Genomic DNA, 22,136 nt, shown 5'->3' on the forward strand with positions numbered 1-22,136 from the left:
CCTTAGAAATTCAGGCCGGCTTCACGCGCGGCTTCCGCCAGCGCCTTCACCCGACCGTGATAAATGTAGCTGCCGCGGTCGAAGACGACGTCCTTGACGCCCTTTTCGATCGCACGCTCGGCGACCAGCTTGCCGATACGGGCCGCTGCGTCGACGTCCGAACCCTTGGACTTCGCACCCTTGTCGCCTTCCAACGACGAGGCGGCGGCGACCGTGACGCCATTGAGGTCGTCGATGATCTGGGCCGAGATGTTCTTGTCCGAACGGTGGACCGACAGGCGCAGACGACCGCCGGAGACGGCCTTGAGGCGGCGACGGTTGCGCTCCGAGCGGCGCTTGGCTTGTTGTTGCAGAGAAAGAGCCATGACCTACTTCTTCTTGCCTTCCTTGCGCCGGACCTTTTCGCCCGTGTAGCGCACACCCTTGCCCTTGTAGGGCTCTGGCGGACGCAGCTTGCGGATGACGGCGGCGATCTGACCCACGGCCTGCTTGTCAGCACCCGAGATCTTGATTTCAGTCTGCTTGGGCACCGCAAAGGTGACGCCGGCAGGCGGTTCGATGTCCACGTCGTGCGAGAAACCGAGCTGCAGCGACAGGGCATTGCCCTTCATCGCGGCACGATAACCGACGCCGACCAGGTCCAGGCTCTTTTCAAAGCCAGTGGTGACGCCCGTGACCATGTTGTCGACCAGGGTGCGCGACAGGCCCCACATGGCGCGGCCACGCTGGGTGTCGGTACGCAGACCCAGGGTCAGACCCTCGGCGTCCTGGGACACTTCGATTTCCTCGGCGACGGTCCAGGAGCTTTCGCCCTTGGGACCCTTCACCGACACGGTCTGACCGTCGAGCGTGATAGTCACGCCCTTCGGAACAGCGATGAGACGTTTGCCGATACGGGACATATCAGTAGACCCTGCAGAGGACTTCGCCGCCCACATTGGCGTCGCGCGCCGCAGTGTCCGACATAACGCCCTTGGACGTGGAGAGGATCGAGATACCGAGGCCGTTCTTGATCGGCTTCAGATCGGTGATCGCGGAATAGACGCGACGGCCGGGCTTCGAAACGCGGGCGATCTCTGCGATCACGGGCGCGCCGTCGAAATACTTCAGCTCGATCTCGAACTGCGGGAACTCGCCCGGGTTCTGAACCAGGTTATAGCCGCGGATGTAGCCTTCGTCCTGCAGCACGTCGAGGACGCGCTGGCGCAGACGGGAAGCCGGGGTGAGCACCTTGGAACGCTTGCGTGTCGCCGCGTTCTTGATGCGAGCGATCATGTCGCTCAGGGGATCGTTGATCATCATGTCTGTCGCTCCCCTTACCAGCTGGACTTCGTCAGGCCCGGGATCTGTCCCAGGTTGCCGAGTTCACGCAGGGCGATCCGGCTCATCTTGAGCTTGCGATAGAAGGCGCGCGGACGGCCCGTCACTTCGCAGCGGTTACGAATCCGGCTGGCCGCAGAGTTGCGCGGCAGTTCCGCCAGCTTCAGGCGCGCCTCGAAGCGCTCCTCCAGCGGCAGGGATTCGTCGTTCGCGGTCGCCTTCAGGGCGGCGCGCTTGTCGGCGTATTTCGCGACGAGGGCCTTGACCATCTCGTTACGGTTTACGGCGCTTTTCTTTGCCATTGTGCTTTTCCCTTCCCGCTCAGTTCGTCACGAACGGGAACTTGAACTCGGTCAGAAGCGCGCGTGCTTCGTCATCAGTCCTGGCCGTGGTGCAGACGATGATGTCCATGCCCCACATCTGGTCGATCTGGTCGTAGTTGATTTCCGGAAACACGATGTGCTCCTTCAGGCCCATGGCGTAGTTGCCACGACCGTCGAAGGACGTCGGCTTCAGGCCACGGAAGTCTTTCACGCGCGGCAGGGCGATCGTGATCAGACGGTCCAGAAACTCGTACATCTGGTCGCCGCGCAGCGTAACCTTGCCGCCGATGACCATGCCCTCACGCAGCTTGAAGCCGGCGATTGAGTTGCGAGCCTTGGTCGGCACGGGCTTCTGACCGGCGATAGCCGCCAGATCCTTGAGCGCGGCGGTGACCTTCTTGGAGTCCGCGACCGCCTCGCCGACACCCATGTTCAGGACGATCTTGTCCAGCTTGGGCATCTGCATGGGGTTGGAATAACCGAACTTTTCGGTCATCGCAGCCTTGATACGGTCGTTGTAGTCGCTCTTCAGGCGGGGTGTGTATTTGGTGTCGGCCATTAGATGACGTCTCCCGTCGTCTTGGCGAAGCGAACCTTCTTGCCGTCTTCCATACGGAAGCCGACGCGGGCTGCCTTGCCGTTGGCGTCGGCGATCGCGACGTTCGACAGGTGAAGCGACGCTTCCTTGTTCTTGATGCCGCCCTGGGGGTCGGCCTGGGTCGGACGGGTGTGGCGCTGGACCATATTGATCCCCTGCACCAGGACGCGGTTCGTGGTCGGGAGCACTTTCGTGACCTTGCCCGTACGGCCCTTGTCCTTGCCGGTCAGGATGACGACGTTGTCGCCGGTTTTGATCTTGGCGGCCATGACTACAGGACCTCCGGAGCCAGCGAGATGATCTTCATGTGGTTCTTGGCGCGCAGTTCGCGGGGAACCGGGCCAAAGATCCGCGTGCCGACCGGCTCGTTCTGTTTGTTGACGATGACGGCGGCCGACTTGTCGAAACGGATGACAGAGCCGTCCTTGCGCATGATGTCCTTGGCCGTGCGGACGACGATGGCGCGAACCACCTCACCCTTTTTCACGCGGCCGCGCGGAATGGCTTCCTTGACGGAAGCGACGATCGTGTCGCCCACCGAGGCGTAGCGGCGCTTGGAGCCGCCCAACACCTTGATGCACATGACCCGGCGAGCACCCGAATTGTCGGCTACCTCCAGGTTAGTTTGCATCTGGATCATGGGATCCGATCCTTCTTAAGACGCGGAGGCGGTGGAGGAGTCCGACAGGACCTCCCAACGCTTCAGCTTGGACTTCGGGGCGCACTCGACGATGCGGGCCTGGTCACCGACCTTCAGGGCGTTCGCTTCGTCGTGGGCGTGATACTTCTTGGACAGGCGCACGATCTTTTTCATGACCGGGTGCAGCAGCGTGCGCTGAACGACGACAACGACAGTCTTGTCGCCCTTGTCGGACACGACCACGCCTTCGAGAATACGTTTGGGCATCGTGGTTTCCTTAACCCGCTGCGCGGTTCGCACGCAGAAGCGTGGAAATGCGAGCGATGTCTTTGCGCACTTCACCGACCCGGTGAGTTTTTTCCATCTGGCCGGTGGCCGCCTGGAAACGCAGGTTGAACTGTTCCTTCTTGAGCTTCAGCAGCTCGTCGGCCAGTTGGTCGGGCGTCTGGGCCCGCAGATCGGCGATCTTGGTCATGCGCCTACATGCTCCACATGAGCGACGCCGGCATCCAGGCGGGTGACCACCTTGGTACGGACCGGCAGCTTGGCAGCACCGAGACGCAGCGCTTCACGAGCGATGTCGTCCGGCACGCCGTCGATTTCGAACAGGATGCGACCCGGGTGGCAGCGCGCCGCCCAATGGTCCACCGCGCCCTTGCCCTTGCCCATCCGGACTTCGGCCGGCTTGCCCGTGACGGGCAGGTCGGGGAAGACGCGGATCCAGACGCGGCCCTGACGCTTCATCTGGCGGGTGATCGCGCGGCGAGCCGCTTCGATCTGACGCGCCGTGATGCGTTCCGGCTCGACCGTCTTCAGCCCGTAGGAGCCGAAGTTCAGCGAGAAGCCACCCTTGGCGGCGCCATGGATGCGGCCCTTGAAGGCCTTGCGGTACTTGGTCTTTTTAGGTTGCAGCATGACTTAGCCCTCACGCCCGCGACGTTGGCCGCGATCACCACGCGGACCACCGCGTTCGCGGCCTTCGTTGGACGACGGGCCGGAAGCTTCCTGGGCCCAACGCTTGTCCTGTGCCATCGGATCGTGTTCCAGGACTTCGCCTTTGAAGACCCAGACCTTCACGCCGATGATGCCGTAGGTCGTCTTGGCCTGGATGAAGCCATAGTCGATGTCGGCACGCAGGGTGTGCAGCGGCACGCGACCTTCGCGGTACCATTCCATCCGCGCGATTTCGGCACCGCCGAGGCGACCCGACACGTTGATGCGGACGCCCTTGGCACCCAGGCGCATGGCCGACTGCATGGCGCGCTTCATGGCGCGGCGGAAGGCGATCCGGCGTTCCAGCTGCTGCGCGATGTTCTCGGCGATCAGCTGGGCGTCCGTCTCGGGCTTGCGCACTTCGACGATGTTCAGGTGAACTTCACCCTCGGTACGGTCCGAGATGTCCTTGCGGAGCTTCTCGATGTCGGCGCCCTTCTTGCCGATCACGACGCCCGGACGGGCGGCATAGATCGTCACGCGGCACTTCTTGTGCGGACGCTCGATGATGATGCGCGAGACACCAGCAGCTTGCAGGCGCTCTTTCAGCCACGTGCGCAGCTTCAGGTCCTGGTGCAGCAGCTTGGAGTATTCGTCGCCGCGGGCGAACCAGCGGCTATCCCACGTGCGGTTGATGCCGAGACGCAGGCCAACCGGATTGATTTTCTGACCCATCAGGCGGCCTCACCAGCTTCGCGGACCACGATGGTGATCTCGGCGAAAGGTTTCAGGATGCGCGACGAACGACCACGAGCACGGCTCGCGAAACGCTTCATCACCAGGTTCTTGCCCACGAAGGCCTCGGCGACGATCAGGTTGTCGATGTCGAGGTTGTGGTTGTTTTCGGCGTTCGACACGGCCGAATACAGCACCTTGCGGACGTCGGTGGAGATGCGCTTGCGGCTGAATTCCAGCTCGTTCAGCGCCTTCTGCACCGGCAGGCCACGGATCGACTGGGCGACCAGGTTCAGCTTCTGAGGGCTGATCCGGACGTTCGTCAGCTTGGCGCGGGCTTCGGTCGGGGCGACCCGACGGGGGTTTTTGGTCTGGGCCATCAGTTACTTCCTTTTGGCCTTCTTGTCCGCCGCGTGCCCGGGGAACGACCGGGTCGGGGCGAACTCGCCGAACTTCATGCCGACCATTTCCTCGGAGACCGACACCGGCACATGCTTCATGCCGTTGTGGACGCCAAAGGTCAGGCCGACAAACTGCGGCAGGATGGTGGAGCGGCGCGACCAGGTCTTGATCACGTCCTTGCGGCCCGACGACGTAACGGCGTCGGCCTTCTTGAGCAGATACCCGTCGACAAACGGGCCTTTCCAGGAGGAGCGAGCCATCGGTTAGCGAGCCTTCTTAACGTGGCGGGTACGGATGATGTATTTGTCCGTCGCCTTGTTCTTGCGGGTACGAGTGCCCTTGGTGTCCTTGCCCCACGGCGTAACCGGGGTACGACCACCAGAGGTCCGGCCTTCACCACCACCGTGCGGGTGGTCGATCGGGTTCATGGCGACGCCGCGAACGTGCGGACGGAAGCCCATGTGACGCTTGCGACCGGCCTTGCCCAGGTTCTGGTTCATGTGGTCGGGGTTCGAAACCGCGCCCACCGTGGCCATGCAGCCGTCCAGGACCATGCGAAGCTCGCCGGAGCCGAGGCGAATCTGGGCGTAACCCTGATCGCGACCGACCAGCTGGGCATAGGCACCGGCCGAACGGGCCAGTTGAGCGCCCTTGCCAGGCTTCATCTCGATGTTGTGGATGATCGTCCCGACCGGCACCGAGCGCAGCGGCATGGCATTGCCAGGCTTCACGTCGGTCTTTTCGCCGGCCACCACCGTGTCGCCCGCCTTCAGGCGTTGCGGCGCGATGATGTAGGCCTTTTCGCCGTCCTCATAGACGATGAGGGCGATGAAGGCGGTCCGGTTCGGATCGTATTCCAGGCGTTCCACCGTCGCCGTGGCGAACTTGCGACGCTTGAAGTCGATCTTGCGGTACAGGGTCTTGGCACCACCGCCGCGGAAGCGGACGGCGATACGACCACCGGCACCACGACCGCCTGACTTGGTCAGGCCTTCGGTCAGCGACTTCTCGGGACGGCCTTTATGCAGTTCCGAGCGGTCGATCAGCACCAGGGCGCGACGGCCCGGCGATGTCGGGTTGTATGTTTTCAAGGCCATCTGATCAGAGCCCCGTCGTGACGTCGATCGACTGGCCTTCGGCCAGCGTCACGATCGCTTTTTTGATGTCGACCCGACGGCCCATGATGCCGCGGAAGCGCTTGGTCTTGCCCTTTTGAACCAGGGTGTTGACCTTCAGGACGTTGACCTTGAACAGGCTTTCGACCGCCGCAGCGATCTCGTCCTTGGTCGAGGTGCCGGAAACCCGGAACACGACCTTGTTTTGCTCCGACAGGATCGTCGCCTTCTCAGTGATGATCGGCGACAGGATGGTGTCGTAGTGTTTTGCGGTAGGAGTTGCGCCGGCCATTACGCGGCTTCCTTCTGGGCTTGCTCGCGACGCGAGGGCTTGTAGTCGGCATAGGTCGCCTCGATGGCTTCCAGAGCAGACTTCGTCAGCACCAGTTTGTCAGCGCGCAGAATGTCATAGACGTTCAGACCGGCGTTCGGCAGCACATCCACCATCGGGATGTTGCGGGCGGCCAGGGCGAAGTTGGCATCCACTTCCGGGCCAGCGATGACCAGGGTGCGGGTCCAGCCCAGCTTGCCCAGCGTTTCGCGCAGGGCCGACGTCTTGGCGTCCTTGATGGACAGGCTGTCGACGACCACCAGGCCACCCGACTTCACCTTGGACGACAGGGCGTGACGCAGGGCCAGGGCGCGGACCTTCTTGGGAAGATCAAAGCCGTGATCGCGAACGATCGGGCCGAAAGCGCGCGAACCACCGACGAACTGCGGTGCACGGCGCGAACCGTGACGAGCGCCGCCGGTGCCCTTTTGCTTGTACATCTTCTTGCCGGTACGAGAATTCTCGTTCCGGGTCTGAACCTTGTGGGTACCGGCGCGGCGCTTGGCCAGTTGCCAGTTGACGTAACGGGCCAGGATGTCGCCGCGGATGTCTTCGATGCCGAACACGGTGTCCGACAGCTCGACATCACCGGCGGCCTTGCCGTCGAGTTTGATGACAGAGAGTTTCATTACGCTTCACCGCCTTCGGTCGCTTCAACGGCCGGTGCTTCTTCAGCAGGCGTTTCGGCGGGTTGAGCAGCGCCCGACTTCGACTTGATGCCACCGGGGAACGGGGCGTCGGCCGGACGGGCCTTCTTCACGGCGTCGCGGATCTTGACCCAGGTGCCCTCGTGACCAGGGACAGCGCCCTTGATCATGATGAGGCCACGCTCGGCATCGACGCGGACGATGGTGAGGTTCTGGGTCGTGACGACTTCCTGGCCGTAGTGGCCGGCCATCTTCTTGCCCTTGAAGGTCTTGCCCGGATCCTGGCGCTGGCCGGTCGAACCGTGCGAACGGTGCGACAGCGACACACCGTGCGAAGCCCGCAGACCGCCGAAGTTCCAGCGCTTCATGGCACCGGCGAAGCCCTTGCCGATCGTCTCGGCCTGGACGTCGACCTTCTGGCCCGCGACGAAGTGGTCAGCCGACAACTCGGCTCCCACGTCCAGCAGGCTGTCCGCATCGATGCGGAACTCGGTCACATAAGCCTTGGGCTCGACTTCCAGCTTGGCGAACGCTTCGCGTTGAGCCTTGTTGGTGTTCTTGGCCTTCTTGGAGCCCGCGCCCAGCTGCAGGGCGACGTAGCCGTCCCGCTCCTGAGTCCGCTGACCCACGACCTGACAACCGTCCAGTTCGAGGACGGTGACTGGGATATGCGCGCCATCTTCAGCGAAGAGACGCGTCATTCCCAGTTTTTTGGCGATCACGCCCGTGCGCATATCGGATCCCGCCTTTGTTTCTTTAAATCTTGATCTCGACGTCCACACCGGCCGACAGGTCGAGCTTCATGAGCGCGTCCACGGTTTGCGGGGTGGGGTCGATGATGTCGAGCACGCGTTTGTGCGTGCGGATTTCAAACTGCTCGCGCGACTTCTTGTCGACGTGCGGCGAGCGGTTCACGGTGAATTTTTCGATCAGGGTCGGCAGCGGAATCGGACCGCGAACGGTCGCGCCGGTGCGCTTGGCCGTGTTGACGATCTCGCGCGTCGAAAAATCGAGGACGCGGTGATCAAAGGCCTTGAGCCTGATGCGGATGCTTTGATCCATATCGGTCGTATTTCCCAAGCAGGCGAACCTGCGTCCCTGTGAACCATTTCAAAGACCGGAGGCCTTCAGGCACGAATGCCCTCAGAGTACGCACGTCCGCAAAAACGATCGGCCGACGCAGTTACCCGCGAAGGCCGCTGAAGTCCTGGGTCACTGCAAAGAACAGGTCCGAGGTCGTTCCTGCGAGCCGCGTCTGCATCCCAAACTCAAAGCGAGATGCACAGCCGGTCCAACAAGAGTTGGCGCTTATGCCGATTGAGTCCCCGTTCGTCAAGCGGCGAAACCAAGGCAGGGCGAGTCTTTTGGCGCTATCGCCCGATGCGGATATTCCCTGAACCCACGATGCTGCGGCTGACCCGGCCGGTGACCTCGGCGATGCGGATATCGCCTGAGCCGGCGATGGCCACGCTGACGTCTCCGGCAGTGCCACCGAAGTCGATGTCGCCCGAACCGCCGATGGCGACTTCAAAGCTGGAGGCACGGCCACGCGGTATCGAGACTTCGCCCGAGCCGCCGATGGCGATGTCGACCTCTCCATCCACTGCAGCCACCCAGGCCTCGCCCGATCCGCCCAGCGACAGATCCAGATTGCCCGTCGCCCCTGCCCGGATCGTGCCCGACCCGCCCAGGGAGGCGTCCAGCGAGCGCGACGTGCCTGTCCGGATGTCGCCCGACCCGCCCAGCGACAGGTCGAGGGCCCCGTCCGTGTTGGCGACGACCCAGTCGCCGCAACCACCGTTGGACAGTTCGACCGATCGAGCCCCCCTACCGACGGCCCCGAACACCGCGCTGCCGGCTGAGACCTTCACATCGCGCGGCGATCGCACGATGATCAGCGGCGCATCGGACACATTAATGCGGCCCAGGTCGCGGACCTCGACCGAGGCTCCGTCACCAGGCTGGCGCGCATCTGCGGGCCCCGACCGGCAGTTGCGAATTGCGTCGCTCACGCGAGTTATTCCGACGCGGCGGCTGAGACCGCCGTCGATCTCGATCTCATCGCCGCGGCGTCGGACCTGTAGCGTGGGCAGTCGCGTGTTACCCTGCGTCACCTCCACGGCGACGTCAGCGCGATCCTCTACGATGACGACGACGCGCGCGACGGCGTCCTTGATCTCGACCTCGGGGCTGGCCTTGGCCTGGGCGGGGACGCTCAACACGGCGGCGGCGATGACGGCGGTGGATGCGATGGCGAACTTCATGGGTCTGTCCCTCTCCGTTGATGAGGAAAGGGTGCGACCATCGTCCGCTGAAGTCACTTTAACTCGAGGTCATGACCTCTTTGTAAGACAACTGCCCGTCAGGCCTTTAGTGCGCCCGCTCCGTCGGCCACGCCGATTTCGGGCTCAAAGTCGCGCTCATAGGTGGCGATCCGGCTCTTCATCGCCCCCATCCGCTTCAGCGCCAGCGACGCCGCCCAGCGCGCCGCCATGCCGGGCGTGGACAGGGTGTCGGTCGTGCGCGGACGCCCTCCCCGGCTGCGCATCACGGCGTGGGTATAGAGTGCGCCGTTGCGAAACCGCGTGGGCCAGGTCTGGAATTCGGTCGACAGGCTGACGCAGAACCGATCCAGGTTCTCGACCCGGTGCGGCGCGTAGAAGGGCCAGGTCAGTGCGTCGCCCGGCTCCAGATCCATCACTTGGGCATCAGCCTCGAAAGCACGGGTGTAGGGAATTTCCTCGGTCGTTTGTCGCGTGACGACCTGCTCCATATTGCGCTCGGGCAGATGCGCCTCGTCGCCGGGATAGACGAACAGGCGCTTGCGGCCGCGCATGTGGAACAGCACCACGCCTGCGGCATCGAAATGATAGGGCACCCGCGCCTTGGGCGACGACAGGATCAGCTGAGCCGAACGCGATACCGCCCGCATCCCCGGATAGGCCGCCTCGATCCTCTTGAACTCGACAGCGGCGGCGTCCCACAGCTCAGGCCAGCCACGCTCGACCTCGCGCAGATTGACCCAGAGCCGCCCCTGCTGGATCGCCGCCAGCAGTTCCGCCCCGCTCAACCGGCCGCGCGCACCGGTGCGCAGGCTGACCTGATCCTCGTCGTCATAGTCATACAGATTAATGTCGAACAGTTCGGCCGGATAGCGTTCCAGCATGGCCGCCAGCGCCTCGTCGGTCGCAAAGCCCTGATCGACCAGACCATGCGGATGCACACGGGCCTCCTTGATCGGGCCGGAATAGCGGGTGCGGGTGGCGGTCATGACTGTCTCAGGCCGAAACACGAGGGGTGGTCCTGGCCGAAAGCTTTGCAAGCGCCGCGCCTGCCGCCTGCAGGCCGCCCTTCAGGCGGTTGGCCGGCGTGACCTCGCAGGCCTCGATGGCAGCCCAACGCCGCCGCACGCTGTTGCGCAGCCGCTCGCCCCGCCCCTGCCCGGCCAGGTTCAGCGCGCTGACCGCCGCCTGGCTGACCGTCGCGCCGAGCCCGGGTTTGACGACGACTGCATCGCGGACCCAGCGTTCGCCATTGCAGAAATACTTCTTGTAGTGCTCGCCCTCGAAGCCGAAGTCGAAGCTGCGGACGCCCGTCTCCGACGCCATCCGCATGGTGTCCAGGCTCAGCAATATACCTGGCGAGCAGCGCGACAGCTCGGGGACATAGCCCGGAAACCAGAAATGGCACTGGTCGCCCGCGAACAGCGAATACTCCACCGCCGCCAGCCGATCCCCGGCCCAGAGCGCAGCCATCGAGGCCGAGAAGCCGGGCGTGTCCGCCTTCAGCAGCGCATGCAGCAGATCGGCGGTCCAGCCGCAGGCAAAGATGTCGTGCCGACTGGTCCGCCGGTACTGGTCCCGCTTCAGATCGATCAGCCAGTTCAGCATCTCCGGATCGCGCAACCGGGTCTCGACCCTCAGCGGCCCGAACTCGGTCTGCATGCTGCGGCGGCAGCGTTCCTTATCCTTGAAGAATTTGCCGAAGGTCGCCCGCCGCTCGGCGTACCAGGCGTCGAAGCCCGCACTGCCCAGCTCCGCCTGCACCGTGCGGCGCTGCTCGCCGGGCCCGTCGGCGTCGCTCTGCCTGACCCAGGCCGTGACGTTCAGCTTCGAGGTCGGCAGGGCTTCGGCCACCTCGGCCAACGATGGCACTTCGCCCGGCATGGCAATGACGCCGTGATAATCGTTCATCGGGGCTGCCAACGGCTGGATCGTGCCGCCGCGACGCTGGTGCGGGAAAAAGCCAACGATCTCGCCGTCCCGGCTCAGCACCGCCACCGCTGCGCCTGGGCAGACCTGGCCCGCGATCTGTGCGAACTCGGGTCGGAAATAGGGGCTGTTGAGCAGCGGATTGGCCGCCAACATGTCGCGCCACAGGTCCCACTGCGCCTCCGACATCGTGTCGGTCGCCATGATCTCGACGTGCAGCGGGGACATCCAGGGCTCCTGCGGCGGGGCCGGTCTGGCCTGCCGCTCTTGCCATTCATAACGCGTCCGCCGTTTCGACAGGGTGACCGGGCATGGTGAATCGTTTCTGAGCGGGAGCCGTCCACGTCTCCGAAGCGTTGCCAGACCTGCGCCCATGCGCTTTGAAGGAACCGACATGACCGATCCCCGTCCCTCGACCCGCGAAACCGAGACCGAAAACCAGCGCAAGCCCGCCCACGACGGCGAGGCCCCGCGTCCCTCGACCGAGCCCAATGGGTCGGAAGGCAGTTCCAACTCCGGCGACACCGCCACCGACCCCGCAACCGGAACGCCCAATCCTTGAAGTCAGCTGCACTCGCCGCCGTCCTCGGCACCCTGATCGCGACGCCAGCCCTGGCCCAAGGCGTGCCCTATGCCTGTCCCGTCTTGGCCAGCCATGTCGTCGCCAACGACGGTCTGACGCGCAGCCGGGCGGCGGTGAAGTCCGGGCGGATCGTCATCCTGGCCGTTGGCTCCTCCTCGATCGAGGGGGTCGGGGCGAGCAGCCGGTCTCTGGGTTTCGTGCCCCTGCTTCAGGCGGGGTTGGAACGCCGCCTGCCTGGCGTTCAGGTGACGCTGATCAACCGCGGCATCGGCGGGGAGACGGCTCGTGATACGGCGATGCGACTGGAGGCCGAGGTCACCCTGGCCCGACCCGATCTGGTCATCTGGCAACTGGGCACCAACGACATCCTGCGCGACCGCTCGACCGACGACATCCTGACCGATTTCCAGGCCGGGCGAGCGGTGCTGGACCGCGAGCGTGCCGACGTCCTGCTGATCGACCCGCAACGCCTGCCAGAGACCACGACCAATCCAGCTTTCCGGGGCCGCAACCCGGCCCTGGGCGACATTTCCACCGTCATCGACCAACAGGCTACCGCCTCCGGCTATGCTGTACTCCACCGCTTTACCGCCATGGCCGACTGGTCGGGGCTGGATCGTGGAGGCGTGGGCCCAGATGACCTGCATCTTAATGACTGGGGCTATGCCTGCTGGGCCGAGGTAACCGCCGAGGGTTTGGCGGACGCGCTGCGCTGACAGAACGTCTCTAGCGGAACAGGCGACCGAACGGCGGGTTATGGAAGCCATCGCCATCACCGGATTCCCATGACCCTTCGCCTGATCCTGCTGTCCACCGTCGTCCTGACCCTCGCCGCCTGCGACCAACCCGATAGGGCCCCTGCACCAGCCCCCGAAGTCGCCCCCCCTACGCAAGCCCCCGCTGGCATTCAGGCCGAGACTATCGAGCGCGCCATGCCGGCGGCACCCGAGGCGGCTCCGGCCCAGCCGACGAACGGCACCCCCACGCCCCCGCAGGCTGACCCCGGCTTGATCCGGCTGCAGATCCTGCTTGATCGCTCGACCTTTTCGCCCGGTATCGTTGACGGCCTCGCGGGAGAAAACACACGACAGGCCATCGTGGCCTATCGCAAGGCCAATGATCTGGGCGAAAACGATGCCCCTGACGCCGAACTGCTGCAACATCTGGCGGCTGCCGACACAGGTCCCGTCACCCGCGTCCACACCCTGACGGCAGAAGACGTCGCCGGCCCGTTCAGCGCGCCTTCGAGCAATCTGGAACAGATGGTCGACAACGGCACCCTGTTCACCACTGTGAAGGAAAAACTGGCCGAGCGCTTTCACATGACCGAAGGCCTGCTGGACGCCCTCAACCCCGGCGTTGCTCTTCAGGCCGGCCAGCGCATCCTCGTGCCCGCCATCAGCGATACCCCGATCGGCGAGGTCGCCCGCATCGTCATCGACAAGACCGAACGGTCGGCCCGCGCCTTCGACGCGTCTGGCAAGCTGCTAGCCTTCTATCCAGCCACCATCGGTTCGACCGAACGCCCGGCCCCGACCGGCACCCTGCGTGTCGTCGGCATCGCGCCGGAACCCAACTATACCTACGACCCCGACCGTGTCAGCTACGACCGCGGCGACAAGACCATCGTGGTCCCTGCCGGGCCAAACAACCCTGTCGGCTCGGTCTGGATCGGTTTGAACCGCCAGAGCTATGGCATCCACGGAACGCCAGACCCGTCCAAGATCGCCAAGACGGCCTCCAACGGCTGTATCCGCATGACCAACTGGGATGCCGAACAACTGGCCGCCTCGGTCAAGGCGGGCGTCGAGGTAGAGTTTATCTAGGAGCCACCGGTCCGAACCGCGTCGTCGCCCAGAAGTCGCACCGGCTTCGGGCGGCGAAGCCGTTGTCCATCAGGTCGCCGGTTGGCTGGAACACCCGGATCAGACCGCTGTCCGCAGCGCGGGGCCAGCCCGCCTCGAAATCTGCGTCATGCCCGAACCCGGCCCACAGGCGCATCATCCGGTCCGACAGCGCCCGCTTCTCCGGCGTGAACCGCGCCGGGTCGGCAAATATCCACTTCGTGCCGAAGACATAGGTCGCCTCGGACGCATGATAGGCCCCAAGATCATAGGACGCGTTCAGCAAGGCTGACAAAGCGAACGGTGCATCCGCGTCCGCAAACTCATAGCCCCATACCGGCACATGCCGCGCCAGCACCCGTCTCAAAGCATCGGCGGGACAGGCGAACTTCTGATCGGTGAAACTGCGCGCCATCGTCGCCCCCGGCCCCTCCGGTCCGATGGGGTAGCGGTCCAGCACACCGGGCCCGTCGTCGCCATACATCCATAGCGTCTGCGCGCGATATCGCTCGGTGTCCCGCACCTTGACCGCGAACAGCCGCCCTTCGTCGCGATTGCTGCCAACAATGACCGGCACCTTGGTGAAACGGCCCTGCACAAAGGCCAACGGTGGCGCGAGCGGCACGGTCGCATCGCCATAGATCGGCCCCCAGGACCCCGGCCCGTTCAGCCCTGACCGCGTCGAGGCCGCCCGCGCGATCCGCCCGGCCGGAGCCGCTCTCAAACAGGCCACCGCATTCGGCCCCTCGCACCCGACCGAGGCCGCGAACGTCTCGCCGCCCCCCGCCGCCTCGTCCGCCGACCACAGCGAGCCCGGCTCCACACAGGTGCCGCTCTGCAGGATGACCCGTTGGAACAGCCCCTCCGACGCCGGAGACGTCATCAAATGACATGCGCTCCACGCCCCTGCACTCTCGCCGATCAGGGTCACATCGCCAGGATCGCCGCCGAAGGCCGCAATCCGCTGATGCACCCACCGCAGCGCAGCCTGCTGGTCCATCAGGCCCCAGTTGCCGCCCACCCCCCCGCCGTCCGCCGCAAACTCCGGATGCGCCAGCCAGCCCAGCGCACCCAGCCGATAGTTGACCGTGACCACCAGCCGGTCCTGCTCGACCGCCAACCGCGACGGATCGTAGTTGGCCCCCGACCCCACGGTGAAGGCCCCGCCGGGCAGATAGACGATAACCGGACGCAGCCGCTCAGGCGCAACGGCCGGACCGTAGATGTTCAGATACAGGCAGTCCTCGGAGCCGAAGACCACCCCGCCCCCACCGCCCAGGATCGACTTCGGCCCCAGCGCCTGGGTGCAGTCCGCCCCGATCCGCGTCGCGTCGCGCGTGCCGGCCCAGGGCTGGACCGGTTGCGGTGCCCGCCAGCGCAACTCGCCCACCGGCGGGACGGCATAGGGCACGCCCAGAAACGCCCGCACCCCCGCGCCCCGCATCCCGCGCAGCTCGCCTTCGGGCGTCCGCAAGACAGGCTCGGCATAGTCGGACGCCGAACGCACAAACCCGACCTTGCCCGGATGCGTCGCGCAGGCGGAGAGCAGGACCAGAAAGATCAGGGGCAAAAGACGCATCACCGCTGTCCTAGCCGCCGAACTGGACAGCAAAAAGCCCCGCCGGATTGCTCCAGCGGGGCTGATTGTCAGACTGCGCTCAAGCAGCGCGGCTCCGCGAGCCGCGCGTTAGCGCACCACGATGTCGATTACTCGACGATCTTGGCCACGACGCCGGCGCCGACGGTGCGGCCGCCTTCGCGGATGGCGAAGCGCAGGCCCTGGTCCATGGCGATCGGGGTGATCAGCTCGACGTTCAGCTCGGCGTTGTCGCCGGGCATGATCATCTCGACACCTTCCTTCAGGTGCACGATGCCGGTCACGTCCGTCGTGCGGAAGTAGAACTGCGGACGGTAGTTGGTGAAGAACGGCGTGTGACGGCCACCCTCTTCCTTGGTCAGGATGTAGGCTTCTGCCAGGAACTTGGTGTGCGGGGTGATGGAGCCCGGCTTGCACAGCACCTGGCCGCGCTCGACGTCTTCACGCTTGGTGCCGCGCAGCAGCACGCCGACGTTGTCACCGGCTTGACCCTGGTCCAGCAGCTTGCGGAACATTTCCACGCCCGTGCAGGTCGTCTTCTGGACCGGACGGATGCCGACGATCTCGACTTCCTCACCGACCTTGACGATGCCCTTCTCGACGCGGCCCGTGACCACGGTGCCGCGGCCCGAGATCGAGAACACGTCTTCGACCGGCATCAGGAACGGCAGGTCGACCGGACGCTCAGGCTGCGGGATGTAGCTGTCGACGGTTTCCATCAGCTTCAGCACCTGCTGCTCGCCGATTTCCGGGTTCACGCCGTCGGTGGCGGCCTTGGCCGAACCGGCGGTGATCGGAATGTCGTCGCCCGGGAACTGGTACGAGCTCAGCAGCTCGCGGATTTCCATTTCCACCAGCTCCAGCAGCTCGGCGTCGTCGACCAGGTCCACCTTGTTCATGAACACGACCAGGGCCGGCACGCCGACCTGACGGGCCAGCAGGATGTGCTCGCGGGTCTGGGGCATCGGGCCGTCGGCGGCCGACACCACCAGGATCGCGCCGTCCATCTGGGCGGCACCGGTGATCATGTTCTTCACATAGTCGGCGTGGCCGGGGCAGTCGACGTGGGCATAGTGACGGTTGGCCGTCTCATATTCCACGTGCGCGGTGTTGATTGTGATGCCGCGGGCCTTTTCTTCCGGCGCAGCGTCGATGTCGGCGTAGTTCATCGCCTTGGCACCACCGGCCTTGGCCAGCGTCATCGTGATCGCCGCCGTCAGCGTCGTCTTGCCATGGTCAACGTGACCGATCGTGCCGATGTTGCAATGCGGCTTGTTACGTTCGAACTTTTCCTTGGCCATGGCCAAATCTCCTTGACCGCCAGCGGGCGGATTGGTTCGTCAAAATATTGGAGCGGGTAGACGGAATCGAACCGACATATTCAGCTTGGAAGGCTGCTGTACTACCATTGTACTATACCCGCGCGGAGACCGCCTCGGCGGTTCAGCCTCGGCAGCCGACCCGATATGGGGACCGGTTCGTCGTTTCGAAAGCGCGTGGTGGGGGAAGTAGGACTCGAACCTACGAAGCTTACGCAGGGGATTTACAGTCCCCCCCCTTTGCCACTCGGGACATTCCCCCAGCGCGTTTTCGAACCGTCGGACCGATGCGCCCTCGACCTTTCGGTCTCGGATGCAACAAAAGCTCTACGTGTCTTGCGTCGCCTGGTTTAGGAGGGGCGCCAGACCCGAAAGCCCTCAGGGCTCCAAATCGGAGGGCGTCTTATAGTGTCGAGAAATCCAGAACGCAACGACCGGAAATCGGGTAAAAAACCGACCTTCGGAAAGACCTCCGCGCCCCGTGCGGACGGACCCCGCAAGGATGCCAAGCCTCCGCGCGACGCCGGTCCGGACCGCAGCGGATGGAATCCCAACCCGACGCCCAAGCCGTTTGATTCGCGGCCGCGACCATCCAGGGCAAAGGCCGATGCCGACAATTTCGTCTGGGGCCGCCATCCCGTGCTGGCGGCCCTGGCCAATCCCGCCCGCAAGGGCATGGGCCGTCTGCTGGCCACAGAGGACCGCGCCGCCGAGCTGACCAAGGGCGACCTGACCCACGGCCACAAGATCGAGACCATCGACATCCAGGCGCTGGACCGCATGCTGCCCCCCGGTGCCGTGCATCAGGGCCTGGCCTTCAAGGTCCAGCCGCTGGAAGGCGTCGCCCTGGAAGACATCGCGGGTGAAGGCGGCGTCATCGTCATGCTGGATCAACTGACCGACCCCCAGAATGTCGGGGCCATCTTCCGCTCGGCTCTGGCGTTCGGTGCCAAGGGCATCGTCGTGCAGGATCGCCACTCCCCCGCCCTGGCCGGTGCCCTGGCCAAGGCGTCGGCCGGCGCAACCGAGCGCCTGCCCTGTGCCCGTGTCACCAACCTCAGCCGCGCGCTGGAGACCCTGGCCGACATGGGCTGGCGTGCCGTCGGTCTGGACGGCTCGGCCGAACAGACGCTGGAGGAAGCATTGGACGGGCGCCCCACCGTTCTGGTCATGGGCTCCGAAGGTGATGGCATCCGTCGCCTGGTCGCCGAACACTGCGACGTGCTGGCGAAAATCCCCATGCCCGGCGGCTTCGAGAGCCTGAACGTCTCCAATGCGGCGGCCGTGGCGCTCTACGAAGCGTCGAAGAAGCAGGCGGGATAACCACCACCGCCAATCCCCTTGGCGCGTTCGCCGCGCCCCGCTAGAGAGCGAAAATGGAATTCGCAGAACTGTTTACCCCCGAAGCCTTGGCCGCCCTGGGCCAGGTGCTGATGATCGATCTGGTCCTCGCTGGCGACAATGCCGTGGCTGTGGGCCTGGCCGCCGCCGCCCTGCCCGCCGAACAGCGCCGCAAGGCCATCCTGATCGGCCTGGCCGCTGCCGTCGTCATGCGCATCGGCTTTGCCCTGATCACGGTCCAGCTTCTGGCTATCGTCGGCCTGCTGCTGGCGGGTGGCGTCCTGCTGATGTGGGTCTGCTGGAAGATGTGGCGCGAACTGCGTGAGCAGGCCACCCACGACCAGGCCGAGGCCGAGGCCGAGCTGGAACTGGCCATGCAGATCGAGCACGGCAAAGGTCCGTCGCCCGAGGAACTGGGCATCAAGCGCAAGAGCTTCGGTGCTGCCCTGCTGCAGATCATGATCGCCGATGTAACCATGTCGCTGGACAATGTCCTGGCCGTCGCGGGTGCCGCCCACGACCACCCCTGGATCATGGTCTTCGGCCTAGTACTGTCGATCGCCCTGATGGGTGTGGCCGCAACCTTCATCGCCAAGCTGCTGACCAAGCATCGCTGGATCGGCTATGTCGGCCTCGTCATCGTCCTGTACGTCGCCCTGCACATGATCTGGGACGGAGCCCGCTCCGTAATCGTGCGGACAGACAGGATGGCCGAGTTCAACAACGCCGCCCCCGCCTGGCTGGACATCACGCCCGAGGAAGAGGCCAAACATCTGAAGGGCATCCGCAGCGAGGACAGCGCCCTGCCCGCCCCTGCGACACCGCAGCCGTCGGCGGTCCCGCCAGTGACCACCCCGGTCCCTGCCCCCGAATAAAAGAAAGGCCCGGAGCAATCCGGGCCTTTTTTTGTTGCCGTGACGGTCGGCTTCAGCTGTCGCTGCCGCCGAACCGCTCCGACCACTCAGCGACCTGGCTGTCCTCGATCTTGGTGAACAGCACGGCGGCGGCGGCCACGGCCTGACCGCGCGGCAGCTGGTCCAGCAGGGGCGCATCGGCCTCTGGCCAGCTCAGGTCCGTCGCCCCGACCGTGGCGGCGATCTTGGCCGCCGTCTCCGGCATAACCGGCGCGGCCAGGCGAGCGAACAGGGCCACAAGGTTCAGGCCTGTGCGGACCGCCACACCCGAGCGTTCGACATCGGTCTTGAAGGCGGTCCAGGGCGCTGCTTCCTGCAGGTACTCATTGCCCAGCACCCAGACGGCGCGCAGCGCCACCGCCGCCTTGCGGAACTCCATGGCCTCGAACTGGGCCGTAGCTTCCGCGATGCCGGCCCGCATGTCGGCCTCCAGCTTGATCTCCAGCGGCCCGGGTTCACCGCCGTCCGGCACTCTGCCCTCGAACTTGCTCTCGGCGAACTTGACGATCCGGTTGACGAAATTGCCCAGCACATCGGCCAGGTCCTTGTTCGTCGTCGACTGGAACTGCTCCCAGGTGAAGGCCGCGTCGGAATGCTCGGGGCCATAGGCCGTCAGGTGCCAGCGCCAGATGTCGGCGGGCAGCAGCTCCAGCGCCTGATCCATGAAGACGCCGCGCTTCTGCGACGTCGAGAACTTGCCGCCATACCAGTTCAGCCAGTTGAAGGCCTTCAGCGTATCGACCGTCTTCCACAGCTCGCCCGAGCCCAGGATGGTCGCCGGGAAGCTGACGGTGTGGAAGGCGACATTGTCCTTGCCCATGAACTGGACGTAGCGAACGTGGTCCGCCCCCTCGTCCGTCCGCCACCAGTCGCGCCAGGTCCGGCCCGTTGCATCCGCCCATTCCTCGGTCGCGCCGATGTATTCGATCGGGGCGTCAAACCAGACGTAGAAGACCTTGCCCTCCATGCCCGGACGCGGCCCGCCATCCGGTCCGACCACCGGCACGCCCCATTTCAGGTCGCGGGTGATGCCCCGGTCGATCAAGCCTTCATCCAGATGTTTGAGCGCGATGGACCTGGCAAGGGTCTGCCAGTCGGACTTGGTGGAGATCCAGTCGCGGATCGGCTGTTCCAGCTTGGTCTGCAGCAGATACAGGTGGCGGGTGTCGCGGACCTCCAGGTTCCGCGACCCGGATACCGCCGAATAGGGATCGATCAGGTCGGTCGGGTCCAGCAGACGCCCACAGTTGTCGCACTGATCACCGCGCGCCCCGACGTGGCCGCAGTGGGGGCAGGTCCCCTCGACATAGCGGTCGGGCAGGAAGCGCGCGTCGTCGACCGAATAGATCATCCGATCCACCCGCTCCTCGATCAGGCCACGCTCTTCCAGAACCTTGGCGAAATGCTGGGTCAGGCGCTGGTTGGGCGCATTCGAGGACCGGCCGAACCAGTCGTAGCTGAGGCCGAAGGCCTGGCCCGCCGCCTTCTGGATCTCGTGCTGCTCGTCGCAATAGGTGCGCACATCCTGACCGGCGGCGGCGGCGGCCAGCTCGGCCGGGGTGCCATGCTCATCGGTGGCGCAGATGTAGAGCACCTCATGACCCTGGGCCCGCTTGAAGCGCGCATAGACATCCGCCGGCAGCATGGAGCCCGCCAGATTCCCCAGATGCTTGATGCCGTTGATGTACGGCAGGGCCGAGGTGATCAGGATGCGAGCCATGGGTATCCAGTATCTTGGGGAAGGCGACGGATATAGAGGGCGCGACCACCAACGTCACCTCGCTGTCGGCGCATTAAAACACAGTCCACTGAGTCCACTCAGTCCACATGGCCTGGTCGCTCCGTTTCGACGACAGGCAACCTTGCACGACGTCTGCGTCAGAAACGGACGTGGGCGTGCCTTAGGCAAACTTGGGCAGTCGCCGCGCCACCCGGATGAAACGACCCGTCAGCAACACCGAGGACACCAGACTGGCGATGATCACGGCCCAGACCAGGCCATCGACGCCGATCTGGTGGGCCAGCACCCAGCCGACCGGCATCATGATCAGGCTGTAGGCCGCGAAGTGCATGATCGTCGGCCACCAGACGTCGCCCGCCGCCCGGTTGGCCGAGGCCGAAACCACCTGAATGCCGTCAGCCACGAAAAACAGCGTGGCCAGCACCAGCGCCGGCACGACCACCGCCAGCAGGGCCGGATCGCGGTTGTAGGCGCTGGCCACCCAGGACGCCGTCGGCCACAGCACCACGGCGACAATCGACGTCAGAACCGTCACGACCGCCAGCCCGACCAGCCCCGCCCGCATCACGCCGCGCCCGTCGCCTGCGCCGTAAGCCTTGCCCACCAGCACCGCCGTCGCCGACGACATGCCCATCGGGATCATGAAGACGATGGCCGAGACGTTCAGGACAATGGTCCAGGCCGAGGTCTCGATCGCCCCCAGCTGGCCGGCGATAAAGGTCATGGCCGCAAAGGCCCCGACCTCGATGAAATAGCTGGAGCCCGCGCCATAACCGACCTTACGCTGCTCGTGCTCGGCTTTCCGGTCACGTTTCGGCTTGTCGAAGATGCCCAGCGCCCGCGCCTCCGGCATGCGCAAAATGTAAACGATCAGAAACACCGCCAGCGAGGTCCGCGCAAAGAAGGTGGTCCACGCTGCGGCAACGGCTCCATCCAGACCCAGCCCCAGAATGTCCGGCACCAGCAGCAGGTTCAGCACCAGATTGATGCCGTTGGCCACCCACATCGCCCACATCCCCGCACGCGGCCGGTTCATGGCTTCCAGAAAGAATTGTGCCGCCACACTGACCAGATAGCCTGGCATGGACAGTGCCAGAACGATCAGTACCGGGGACGCCCCTTCGCCCAGGCCGTCGGCCAGACCCATGTTCTGCAGCGCCCACGGCCCAATCAGGATCAGTCCCAGCGTCGAAACGATGCCGATCTGCAGTGAATAGACGACGCCGCGCCGCAGCACGCCCCCGACCTCGGCCCGTCGCTCCTCGCCTATAAGCTGGGCCGTCATGACCTGTACCCCCATCATCAGGCCTACGGCGGTCGTGACGATGATGGCGGTCGGGGCCAGGGCAAGGGAGCTGTAGGCCAGCTCGATCCCCGAATAGTTGCCGACGACGATCACGTCGGTCAGCCCCATGGTCATGATGCCGATCCGCGCCATCACGACCGGCCAGGCCAGGTTGAGCAGGTCACGCAAGGTCGAACGGGTCTGTAAGCTGAGCAGGGTCATGGGACGCGGCACAGGCCACGGGGATTGAGCGGGGT

At 65.0% G+C, this 22,136-nt stretch carries 30 protein-coding genes and 2 tRNA genes; 5 read left to right on the forward strand and 27 right to left on the reverse strand.

Translation table 11 applies throughout. The features are described from left to right. Nucleotides 1-2: 2 nt before the first annotated feature. From rplR to WC585_RS01545, 21 genes are all read right to left on the reverse strand, one after another. On the reverse strand, nucleotides 3-365 hold the full coding sequence (rplR, locus tag WC585_RS01445; RefSeq protein ID WP_373255749.1) for a 50S ribosomal protein L18: 363 nt from the start codon (nucleotides 363-365) through the stop codon (nucleotides 3-5). Between the two features lie 3 nt (nucleotides 366-368). Next, entirely contained in the window at nucleotides 369-902 is a 534-nt protein-coding gene (gene rplF / locus WC585_RS01450) for a 50S ribosomal protein L6 (protein WP_373255750.1), read from the reverse strand. A gap of 1 nt (nucleotide 903) precedes the next feature. Next, nucleotides 904-1,302: a 30S ribosomal protein S8 gene (gene rpsH, locus WC585_RS01455; protein WP_373255751.1), complete on the reverse strand. Its 399-nt coding sequence runs from the start codon at nucleotides 1,300-1,302 to the stop codon at nucleotides 904-906. A gap of 14 nt (nucleotides 1,303-1,316) precedes the next feature. Next, entirely contained in the window at nucleotides 1,317-1,622 is a 306-nt protein-coding gene (gene rpsN, locus WC585_RS01460; protein ID WP_373255752.1) for a 30S ribosomal protein S14, read from the reverse strand. A gap of 19 nt (nucleotides 1,623-1,641) precedes the next feature. Continuing rightward, entirely contained in the window at nucleotides 1,642-2,202 is a 561-nt protein-coding gene (gene rplE, locus WC585_RS01465; protein WP_373255753.1) for a 50S ribosomal protein L5, read from the reverse strand. Continuing rightward, nucleotides 2,202-2,510: a 50S ribosomal protein L24 gene (gene rplX / locus WC585_RS01470; RefSeq protein WP_373255754.1), complete on the reverse strand. Its 309-nt coding sequence runs from the start codon at nucleotides 2,508-2,510 to the stop codon at nucleotides 2,202-2,204. Before rplX ends, rplE begins: the two co-directional genes overlap by 1 nt. A gap of 2 nt (nucleotides 2,511-2,512) precedes the next feature. Continuing rightward, entirely contained in the window at nucleotides 2,513-2,881 is a 369-nt protein-coding gene (gene rplN / locus WC585_RS01475) for a 50S ribosomal protein L14 (protein ID WP_292174470.1), read from the reverse strand. A gap of 15 nt (nucleotides 2,882-2,896) precedes the next feature. Next, nucleotides 2,897-3,148, reverse strand: coding sequence for a 30S ribosomal protein S17 (rpsQ, locus tag WC585_RS01480; RefSeq protein ID WP_296170908.1), 252 nt, complete (start codon nucleotides 3,146-3,148; stop codon nucleotides 2,897-2,899). A gap of 10 nt (nucleotides 3,149-3,158) precedes the next feature. Next, nucleotides 3,159-3,356 carry a 50S ribosomal protein L29 gene (rpmC, locus tag WC585_RS01485; RefSeq protein ID WP_292174474.1) on the reverse strand — a complete coding sequence of 66 codons (198 nt, stop codon included), beginning with the start codon at nucleotides 3,354-3,356 and terminating at the stop codon, nucleotides 3,159-3,161. After that, on the reverse strand, nucleotides 3,353-3,796 hold the full coding sequence (rplP, locus tag WC585_RS01490) for a 50S ribosomal protein L16 (RefSeq protein WP_292174476.1): 444 nt from the start codon (nucleotides 3,794-3,796) through the stop codon (nucleotides 3,353-3,355). Before rplP ends, rpmC begins: the two co-directional genes overlap by 4 nt. Nucleotides 3,797-3,799: 3 nt before the next feature. Then, complete coding sequence (gene rpsC / locus WC585_RS01495) at nucleotides 3,800-4,549, reverse strand: 30S ribosomal protein S3 (protein ID WP_373255755.1); 750 nt, start codon at nucleotides 4,547-4,549, stop codon at nucleotides 3,800-3,802. Continuing rightward, on the reverse strand, nucleotides 4,549-4,929 hold the full coding sequence (gene rplV / locus WC585_RS01500; RefSeq protein ID WP_292174481.1) for a 50S ribosomal protein L22: 381 nt from the start codon (nucleotides 4,927-4,929) through the stop codon (nucleotides 4,549-4,551). The genes rpsC and rplV overlap by 1 nt, the downstream gene beginning before the upstream one ends. A 3-nt stretch (nucleotides 4,930-4,932) precedes the next feature. Further along, a complete protein-coding gene (gene rpsS, locus WC585_RS01505) occupies nucleotides 4,933-5,211 on the reverse strand; it encodes a 30S ribosomal protein S19 (RefSeq protein WP_373255756.1) in 279 nt (92 codons plus the stop codon). Nucleotides 5,212-5,214: 3 nt separating this feature from the next. After that, complete coding sequence (rplB, locus tag WC585_RS01510) at nucleotides 5,215-6,048, reverse strand: 50S ribosomal protein L2 (RefSeq protein ID WP_373255757.1); 834 nt, start codon at nucleotides 6,046-6,048, stop codon at nucleotides 5,215-5,217. Between the two features lie 4 nt (nucleotides 6,049-6,052). After that, nucleotides 6,053-6,358, reverse strand: coding sequence for a 50S ribosomal protein L23 (locus WC585_RS01515; protein WP_373255758.1), 306 nt, complete (start codon nucleotides 6,356-6,358; stop codon nucleotides 6,053-6,055). After that, nucleotides 6,358-7,026, reverse strand: coding sequence for a 50S ribosomal protein L4 (gene rplD / locus WC585_RS01520; protein ID WP_373255759.1), 669 nt, complete (start codon nucleotides 7,024-7,026; stop codon nucleotides 6,358-6,360). Before rplD ends, WC585_RS01515 begins: the two co-directional genes overlap by 1 nt. After that, nucleotides 7,026-7,778 (reverse strand): 50S ribosomal protein L3, encoded by a 753-nt coding sequence (rplC, locus tag WC585_RS01525; protein WP_373255760.1) that lies wholly within the window; start codon nucleotides 7,776-7,778, stop codon nucleotides 7,026-7,028. Before rplC ends, rplD begins: the two co-directional genes overlap by 1 nt. Nucleotides 7,779-7,800: 22 nt before the next feature. Continuing rightward, nucleotides 7,801-8,106: a 30S ribosomal protein S10 gene (gene rpsJ, locus WC585_RS01530; RefSeq protein ID WP_105563630.1), complete on the reverse strand. Its 306-nt coding sequence runs from the start codon at nucleotides 8,104-8,106 to the stop codon at nucleotides 7,801-7,803. Between the two features lie 308 nt (nucleotides 8,107-8,414). Beyond that, a complete protein-coding gene (locus tag WC585_RS01535) occupies nucleotides 8,415-9,308 on the reverse strand; it encodes a GIN domain-containing protein (RefSeq protein WP_373255761.1) in 894 nt (297 codons plus the stop codon). A gap of 98 nt (nucleotides 9,309-9,406) precedes the next feature. Further along, the gene (locus WC585_RS01540; RefSeq protein WP_373255762.1) at nucleotides 9,407-10,315 is read right to left on the reverse strand and encodes a cupin-like domain-containing protein; all 909 of its coding nucleotides are present in this window, start codon (nucleotides 10,313-10,315) and stop codon (nucleotides 9,407-9,409) included. Between the two features lie 7 nt (nucleotides 10,316-10,322). Continuing rightward, a complete protein-coding gene (locus WC585_RS01545) occupies nucleotides 10,323-11,483 on the reverse strand; it encodes a GNAT family N-acetyltransferase (RefSeq protein ID WP_373255763.1) in 1,161 nt (386 codons plus the stop codon). Nucleotides 11,484-11,649: 166 nt separating this feature from the next. Between WC585_RS01545 and WC585_RS01550 the strand changes: the two genes are divergently transcribed. The 3 genes from WC585_RS01550 (at nucleotide 11,650) to WC585_RS01560 (ending at nucleotide 13,664) form a co-directional block, all read left to right on the forward strand. Further along, nucleotides 11,650-11,817 carry a hypothetical protein gene (locus WC585_RS01550; protein ID WP_373255764.1) on the forward strand — a complete coding sequence of 56 codons (168 nt, stop codon included), beginning with the start codon at nucleotides 11,650-11,652 and terminating at the stop codon, nucleotides 11,815-11,817. Next, entirely contained in the window at nucleotides 11,814-12,554 is a 741-nt protein-coding gene (locus WC585_RS01555; protein ID WP_373255765.1) for an SGNH/GDSL hydrolase family protein, read from the forward strand. The genes WC585_RS01550 and WC585_RS01555 overlap by 4 nt, the downstream gene beginning before the upstream one ends. A gap of 69 nt (nucleotides 12,555-12,623) precedes the next feature. Then, nucleotides 12,624-13,664, forward strand: coding sequence for a L,D-transpeptidase family protein (locus WC585_RS01560; protein ID WP_373255766.1), 1,041 nt, complete (start codon nucleotides 12,624-12,626; stop codon nucleotides 13,662-13,664). On the opposite strand, the gene WC585_RS01565 is transcribed toward WC585_RS01560, so the two are convergent. The 4 genes from WC585_RS01565 to WC585_RS01580 all read right to left on the reverse strand — a co-directional run bounded on the left by WC585_RS01565 (nucleotide 13,657) and on the right by WC585_RS01580 (nucleotide 16,860). After that, on the reverse strand, nucleotides 13,657-15,261 hold the full coding sequence (locus WC585_RS01565) for a carboxylesterase/lipase family protein (protein ID WP_373255767.1): 1,605 nt from the start codon (nucleotides 15,259-15,261) through the stop codon (nucleotides 13,657-13,659). The two genes, WC585_RS01560 and WC585_RS01565, sit on opposite strands and share 8 nt — an antisense overlap. A 128-nt stretch (nucleotides 15,262-15,389) precedes the next feature. Next, nucleotides 15,390-16,580, reverse strand: a complete 1,191-nt coding sequence (gene tuf / locus WC585_RS01570) for an elongation factor Tu (RefSeq protein WP_373255768.1) — start codon at nucleotides 16,578-16,580, stop codon at nucleotides 15,390-15,392. Nucleotides 16,581-16,628: 48 nt separating this feature from the next. After that, nucleotides 16,629-16,702, reverse strand: a tRNA-Gly gene (locus WC585_RS01575). A 74-nt stretch (nucleotides 16,703-16,776) separates the two neighbouring features. Further along, nucleotides 16,777-16,860: transfer RNA gene (locus tag WC585_RS01580), tRNA-Tyr, on the reverse strand. 146 nt (nucleotides 16,861-17,006) lie between these two features. Here WC585_RS01580 and rlmB point away from each other — a divergent pair. After that, a complete protein-coding gene (rlmB, locus tag WC585_RS01585; RefSeq protein WP_373255769.1) occupies nucleotides 17,007-17,921 on the forward strand; it encodes a 23S rRNA (guanosine(2251)-2'-O)-methyltransferase RlmB in 915 nt (304 codons plus the stop codon). Between the two features lie 53 nt (nucleotides 17,922-17,974). Further along, nucleotides 17,975-18,814, forward strand: coding sequence for a TerC family protein (locus tag WC585_RS01590; RefSeq protein WP_373255770.1), 840 nt, complete (start codon nucleotides 17,975-17,977; stop codon nucleotides 18,812-18,814). Nucleotides 18,815-18,866: 52 nt separating this feature from the next. Here WC585_RS01590 and metG read toward each other — a convergent pair whose 3' ends face one another. Continuing rightward, nucleotides 18,867-20,573, reverse strand: a complete 1,707-nt coding sequence (metG, locus tag WC585_RS01595; protein ID WP_373255771.1) for a methionine--tRNA ligase — start codon at nucleotides 20,571-20,573, stop codon at nucleotides 18,867-18,869. A gap of 181 nt (nucleotides 20,574-20,754) precedes the next feature. Then, complete coding sequence (locus WC585_RS01600; RefSeq protein WP_373255772.1) at nucleotides 20,755-22,101, reverse strand: MATE family efflux transporter; 1,347 nt, start codon at nucleotides 22,099-22,101, stop codon at nucleotides 20,755-20,757. Nucleotides 22,102-22,136: the final 35 nt, after the last annotated feature.

The sequence above is a fragment of the Brevundimonas sp. genome (assembly GCF_041648055.1).
Classification (GTDB): domain Bacteria; phylum Pseudomonadota; class Alphaproteobacteria; order Caulobacterales; family Caulobacteraceae; genus Brevundimonas.

What these genes read in the sequence shown, in the direction of transcription:
- rplR (WP_373255749.1), bottom strand. Translation starts at nt 365, where the DNA reads ATGGCTCTTTCTCTGCAACAACAAGCCAAGCGCCGCTCGGAGCGCAAC.
- rplF (WP_373255750.1), bottom strand. Translation starts at nt 902, where the DNA reads ATGTCCCGTATCGGCAAACGTCTCATCGCTGTTCCGAAGGGCGTGACT.
- rpsH (WP_373255751.1), bottom strand. Translation starts at nt 1,302, where the DNA reads ATGATGATCAACGATCCCCTGAGCGACATGATCGCTCGCATCAAGAAC.
- rpsN (WP_373255752.1), bottom strand. Translation starts at nt 1,622, where the DNA reads ATGGCAAAGAAAAGCGCCGTAAACCGTAACGAGATGGTCAAGGCCCTC.
- rplE (WP_373255753.1), bottom strand. Translation starts at nt 2,202, where the DNA reads ATGGCCGACACCAAATACACACCCCGCCTGAAGAGCGACTACAACGAC.
- rplX (WP_373255754.1), bottom strand. Translation starts at nt 2,510, where the DNA reads ATGGCCGCCAAGATCAAAACCGGCGACAACGTCGTCATCCTGACCGGC.
- rplN (WP_292174470.1), bottom strand. Translation starts at nt 2,881, where the DNA reads ATGATCCAGATGCAAACTAACCTGGAGGTAGCCGACAATTCGGGTGCT.
- rpsQ (WP_296170908.1), bottom strand. Translation starts at nt 3,148, where the DNA reads ATGCCCAAACGTATTCTCGAAGGCGTGGTCGTGTCCGACAAGGGCGAC.
- rpmC (WP_292174474.1), bottom strand. Translation starts at nt 3,356, where the DNA reads ATGACCAAGATCGCCGATCTGCGGGCCCAGACGCCCGACCAACTGGCC.
- rplP (WP_292174476.1), bottom strand. Translation starts at nt 3,796, where the DNA reads ATGCTGCAACCTAAAAAGACCAAGTACCGCAAGGCCTTCAAGGGCCGC.
- rpsC (WP_373255755.1), bottom strand. Translation starts at nt 4,549, where the DNA reads ATGGGTCAGAAAATCAATCCGGTTGGCCTGCGTCTCGGCATCAACCGC.
- rplV (WP_292174481.1), bottom strand. Translation starts at nt 4,929, where the DNA reads ATGGCCCAGACCAAAAACCCCCGTCGGGTCGCCCCGACCGAAGCCCGC.
- rpsS (WP_373255756.1), bottom strand. Translation starts at nt 5,211, where the DNA reads ATGGCTCGCTCCTCCTGGAAAGGCCCGTTTGTCGACGGGTATCTGCTC.
- rplB (WP_373255757.1), bottom strand. Translation starts at nt 6,048, where the DNA reads ATGGCCTTGAAAACATACAACCCGACATCGCCGGGCCGTCGCGCCCTG.
- WC585_RS01515 (WP_373255758.1), bottom strand. Translation starts at nt 6,358, where the DNA reads ATGGCCGGCGCAACTCCTACCGCAAAACACTACGACACCATCCTGTCG.
- rplD (WP_373255759.1), bottom strand. Translation starts at nt 7,026, where the DNA reads ATGAAACTCTCTGTCATCAAACTCGACGGCAAGGCCGCCGGTGATGTC.
- rplC (WP_373255760.1), bottom strand. Translation starts at nt 7,778, where the DNA reads ATGCGCACGGGCGTGATCGCCAAAAAACTGGGAATGACGCGTCTCTTC.
- rpsJ (WP_105563630.1), bottom strand. Translation starts at nt 8,106, where the DNA reads ATGGATCAAAGCATCCGCATCAGGCTCAAGGCCTTTGATCACCGCGTC.
- WC585_RS01535 (WP_373255761.1), bottom strand. Translation starts at nt 9,308, where the DNA reads ATGAAGTTCGCCATCGCATCCACCGCCGTCATCGCCGCCGCCGTGTTG.
- WC585_RS01540 (WP_373255762.1), bottom strand. Translation starts at nt 10,315, where the DNA reads ATGACCGCCACCCGCACCCGCTATTCCGGCCCGATCAAGGAGGCCCGT.
- WC585_RS01545 (WP_373255763.1), bottom strand. Translation starts at nt 11,483, where the DNA reads ATGTCCCCGCTGCACGTCGAGATCATGGCGACCGACACGATGTCGGAG.
- WC585_RS01550 (WP_373255764.1), top strand. Translation starts at nt 11,650, where the DNA reads ATGACCGATCCCCGTCCCTCGACCCGCGAAACCGAGACCGAAAACCAG.
- WC585_RS01560 (WP_373255766.1), top strand. Translation starts at nt 12,624, where the DNA reads ATGACCCTTCGCCTGATCCTGCTGTCCACCGTCGTCCTGACCCTCGCC.
- WC585_RS01565 (WP_373255767.1), bottom strand. Translation starts at nt 15,261, where the DNA reads ATGCGTCTTTTGCCCCTGATCTTTCTGGTCCTGCTCTCCGCCTGCGCG.
- tuf (WP_373255768.1), bottom strand. Translation starts at nt 16,580, where the DNA reads ATGGCCAAGGAAAAGTTCGAACGTAACAAGCCGCATTGCAACATCGGC.
- WC585_RS01590 (WP_373255770.1), top strand. Translation starts at nt 17,975, where the DNA reads ATGGAATTCGCAGAACTGTTTACCCCCGAAGCCTTGGCCGCCCTGGGC.
- metG (WP_373255771.1), bottom strand. Translation starts at nt 20,573, where the DNA reads ATGGCTCGCATCCTGATCACCTCGGCCCTGCCGTACATCAACGGCATC.
- WC585_RS01600 (WP_373255772.1), bottom strand. Translation starts at nt 22,101, where the DNA reads ATGACCCTGCTCAGCTTACAGACCCGTTCGACCTTGCGTGACCTGCTC.